Here is a 4,394-nt window from a genome sequence, read left to right as displayed (position 1 = left end):
GTATTCAATACCAGCACCGCCATTGCCCGCCACTGGCTGCTGCCGCGATTGGGGGAGTTTCATCGCCTGCATCCCGAGATCGATCTCTGGCTGTTTACCAGCGACGAAGAGCCCGACATGGCCGAGCAGACCGTCGATCTCGCCCTGCGCTGGGATCTCGCTCCGCAGGCCGAGTGTCGCCATCAGCGGATGCTGGCAGATCGCTTGCTGCCGGTGGCCACCGCAATCGTGTTGTCCCGGCCTGCGGAGGAGCGCACTACCCTGCACGGGGAGCGGGAGCTGGATTGGCATCACTGGACGCTGAGAGGGGGAGAGGATCTGCACTTGCAGACCCGGGGGCTCAACTTCTCCGATCCCGGTTTGCTGCTGGAGGCGGCCAGCGCCGGACTTGGTGTGGCGCTGGTGAGCGAACAGCTCTCCCGTCCCGCGCGTCAGCAGGGACAGCTGTTGCCGCTCTCTGCCTATCGGGTCAAGGGGCCGCAGTGGGATCTGCTGGTGCATCAGGAGAGCGAGGGGATGCCGGAGTGCCGCGCCTTCTGCCACTGGCTCGCCCAGCAATTTGCCGACGGTGAACCGGACCGGGAGGATGACGGGGTTGCCGCCCTCTGAGGCAGGTCACTGAATCGGAGGCGCTGGCGTGGTTAAATGGTCGGCTCACATCTTGCCGGATATTGCTGTGACCATGCCATCTGACCTTCAGCCGCTGCTCGCTTGGCCTGACTATCTGCAGGCATCCTGGCTGCGCTGCGCCCACCAGACTAGCGCCACCCTCTGGCATCCGCCTCACAGCGCCAAGGGGCAGACCTTGCAGAGCCTGCGCCAGCGCAAGCGGGGCTTGCTCACCACCGGCGAGATGGCCCTCGAAGATCTCTACGAATTTATGGAGGGGCGCCCCTGCGCCCTGCTGCTCACCGACGAGAGCGGCTGTCTGCTGGCCCAGACCGGCCACCCCGACACCCTGCGCGAGTTGGCGGTGCTGGGGTTTGGCCCCGGCGCCTTTTTCAGCGAGGGGCGCATCGGCACCAATGCCATCAATCTGGCGGCGCTGGAGGGGGTACCGCTCTGCGTCAGCGGCCCCCAGCACTTCAATCAGACCCTCCATCCGTGGCACAGCTGTGCCAGCCCGGTCTACAACAGTAATGGCCGTCAGGTCGCCATCATCGCTCTGATCTGCAAGGTGGAGGAGGCGAGTGCTGGCGATCTGGCGCTCACCGTTAGCGCGGGGCGCGAGCTGGCCCATCTGCTGCAGATGGAGACTCTGATGCAGGAGTCCCAGCACCACCTGAGCGAGCTTTACGCTCTGCTCGATGGCATGGATGACGGCGTGCTGGCCTGGGATCCGCAGGGCCGACTGCGCTACCTCAACGCGCTGGCGGCACACCGGCTGCGGCTCGATCCTGCGCTCTGTCTCGGCCAGCCGCTGGAGCAGCATTTGCTGTTGCCCCAGCGTTTGCAGCTGGCCATCAAGGGGCAGACACCGCTCAGCCATGTGGAGGTGACGCTGGAGCGACTCGGCGCTCACGAGGGGGAGTTTATCAATGCGCTGGTGAGCCTCAAGCCGTTGCCGGGGCCGGAGGGGGTCAGCTTTATCGCCCTGCTGCACCCGGTCGATCGGCTGCGGGCCATTCATCAACTGCGCCAGACGGTGCCCGAGTTGTCGGCGCTGGTGGGGGAGTCGAGCGCCATGCGCAAGCTGCTGCGCTACGCCCGGCAGGCGGCCCAGAGTCAGGGGCCGATCCTGCTGCGCGGCGAGGAGGAGGTGGGCAAGGCCCAGCTGGCGGAGGCGATCCATTTTGGCAGTGAGCGGGCTGCCGGGCCGCTCATTACCCTCAACTGCAAGGCGCTGCCGAGCGAGCGGATGGCGCTGGAGCTGATGGGTTCCGACGAGGCGGGGCAGGAGCGGGCGGGCAAGTTCGAGCTGGCCCACGGCGGCACCCTGGTACTGGAGCAGGTGGAGTGCCTCTCCGCCCCCATGCAGGCGGCGCTGCTGCAGCTGCTCAAGACCGGCCGCATCCAGCGCTTCGATTCGGCCCGCATCCTGCCGCTCAAGGTGCGGATCATCGCCACCAGCAGCGCCCCGCTGGAGCAGCTGGTGCAGGAGGGGCTGTTTGGCCGTCAGCTGCTCTATGCCTTGCAGGCGTGCGAGCTCTGGCTGCCGGGGCTGCGGGAGCGCGCGGCGGATCTGCCGGGCCTTATCAGTCAGCAGCTAGGAGCGCAGGGGCGCGAGCCGGTGCGCCAGTTCAGTCCGGCGGCCCTCGACTGTCTGCTCGCCTATCCCTGGCCCGGCAATCTGGGGGAGCTGCGCAGCGCGGTCGAGCATGCCCTGCTGCATTCTGGTCAGGGACCTATCCCGCCGGAGGCGCTGCCAGCCGCCATTCGTCACGGTTATCAGCAGGTGGCGGATGAGGTGGTGGGGCAACCGCTGCTCACCCTGGCGGAGCTGGAGCGCCAGGCCATCTTGCGCTGCGCTCACGCCTGCAAGGGACAGGTGAGCCAGATGGCCCAGCATCTTGGCATCAGTCGCACCACCCTGTGGCGGCGGCTCAAACTGCTCGAGATCGATCCCGCCGACTATCACGGCTGACGGTTATTGAGGCCGTCGCCAAGCAGCCCGTAGAAAATGAAACGGCCCCGCAGTTGCGGGGCCGTGTTATATGGCAAGGTCAGCCGTGGCGCGGTTACAGCCCCAGCTGGTGGGCGGTGACGATGGCCGCCAGCACATCCTCGGCGGTGACCTTGAACGGCATGTTGTGGATAGTTTCGCCCTCGGTGGTGGAGGCTTTGGCCACATCCATCAGACGCGCCATATCCAGCTCCTTGACCCCCATCATATGCAGGTTGGTCGGCAGACCGATCGAGCGGCAGAAACCCAGCACTGTCTCGATCTCCGCCATCGGTGCGTTCTCCAGCACCAGCTGCACCAGGGTACCGAACGCCACTTTCTCACCGTGGTAGAGGTGGTGACACTCGGCGAGCTGGGTCAGGCCGTTGTGGATGGCGTGGGCGGCGGCCAGCCCGCTGCTCTCGAAGCCGATTCCGCTCAGGTAGGTGTTGGCCTCGATGATGTTCTCCACCGCCTTGGTGCAGAGCCCCTGTTCCACCGCCAGCTTGGCCTTGTAGCCATCGGCCAGCAGGGTCTTGTAGCAGAGCTCGGCGATGGCCTGCGCCGCCAGCGTGGAGGCGCCACCGGCCATGGTCTGGCAACCGGAGACTTTGTTGGCACGGGCCTCGAAGTAGGTGGAGAGCGCATCCCCCATGCCGGAGACCAGCAGTCGCACCGGGGCGCGGGAGACCACGCCGGTATCCATGATGACCATGTTGGGGTTGGTCGGGATCATCAGGTATTCGCTGAACTGCCCTTCCGGGGTGTAGATGACCGCCAGCGCGCTGGTGGGGGCATCGGTGGAGGCGATGGTCGGCACTATGACCACCGGCACCTTCTGGTAGAAGGCGACCGACTTGGCGGTATCCAGCGTCTTGCCGCCGCCGATGCCGATGATGACGTCAAACGGCGTCTGGTTGCAGCGGGCCAGCAGGCGGTCGATCTCGGGGCGGGAGCACTCGCCATTGAAGCAGTCGAACTCTGGCTTGATACCGGCGCCGTGGAAGCTGGTGGCCACGGTATCGCCCACCAGCTTGGTGACGAAGGCGTCGGCCAGAATCAGTGGCTTGGCGCCGAGCGCTTTAACGTAGTTGCCGATATTGGCGAGGGCCCCGTTGCCTTGCACGTATTTGCTGGGGCTGATGATAATGCGGTCCATATTTTATCCCTCTCTTTATGAATTAAGACTTCTCTTAAAACTTACAGGGGCGAAGGGGTGGCAGTGCCGGGGACTCCTTCGTCTTTTACTTGCACGAAAGTGGTGCTGCACTGGCTCAGCGAGCGAGTGCAGCCCCTTGAAACAGTGGCGTCAGTCGCCAAAGCGCTCGGCTGCCAGCTGCTGGAAGCAGGTCAGTGCGGCGTTAGCGTCCTCGCCGCGTGCCAGCAGGGTGAGCTGGTCGCCCTGACGCACGTTGAGCATGGCGAGCCGGGTCAGGCTGCGCGGGTTGGCCTCTTTGTCCCCCTTTTGCAGCTTGAGTTCAGCGGCAAAGGGCTTGAGGGCGGCCACCAGTCGGGCGGCGGGGCGCACATGCAGGCCGTGGGGGTTATCCACCACTACCTCGCAACGCAGCCAGCCGTCGTCGGTAACGGGGGCCGTCTCAGTGGCGGCCTGCGCCGCGCTGGCAGGCAGCATCGCCTGTTTCGGGCCCAGCGCGCCGAGCGCCTCGGCGGCCACCTCATCCAGCGTCAGGCCGGAACCGGCCGCCACCACGGCGGCCAGGGTGCCCTCGACCAATGGGGCGGGGCAGAGCCGCACCCGCGCGCTCAGCTCCGGTGGCAGCAGTTCGAGGGC

At 66.0% G+C, this 4,394-nt stretch carries 4 protein-coding genes; 2 read left to right on the top strand and 2 right to left on the bottom strand.

Features of this window, described 5'->3' with window-relative positions:
* Both DBR30_RS11880 and dhaR read left to right on the top strand, forming a co-directional pair.
* Positions 1–609, top strand: a 609-nt coding sequence (locus DBR30_RS11880; RefSeq protein WP_258224411.1) for a LysR substrate-binding domain-containing protein, incomplete at its 5' end; no start/stop codon positions are given.
* A 73-nt stretch (positions 610–682) separates the two neighbouring features.
* Positions 683–2,584, top strand: coding sequence for a dihydroxyacetone kinase operon transcriptional regulator DhaR (gene dhaR, locus DBR30_RS11875; protein WP_108539423.1), 1,902 nt, complete (start codon positions 683–685; stop codon positions 2,582–2,584).
* Between the two features lie 94 nt (positions 2,585–2,678).
* On the opposite strand, the gene DBR30_RS11870 is transcribed toward dhaR, so the two are convergent.
* Entirely contained in the window at positions 2,679–3,761 is a 1,083-nt protein-coding gene (locus tag DBR30_RS11870; RefSeq protein WP_108539395.1) for a glycerol dehydrogenase, read from the bottom strand.
* 150 nt (positions 3,762–3,911) lie between these two features.
* On the bottom strand, positions 3,912–4,394 hold a 483-nt coding region (locus DBR30_RS11865; protein WP_258224410.1), incomplete at its 5' end, for an HPr family phosphocarrier protein.

The organism is Aeromonas sp. HMWF017 (genome assembly GCF_003061465.1).
GTDB lineage: Bacteria > Pseudomonadota > Gammaproteobacteria > Enterobacterales > Aeromonadaceae > Aeromonas > Aeromonas veronii.
This window is presented reverse-complemented; position numbering and strand designations above follow the sequence as displayed.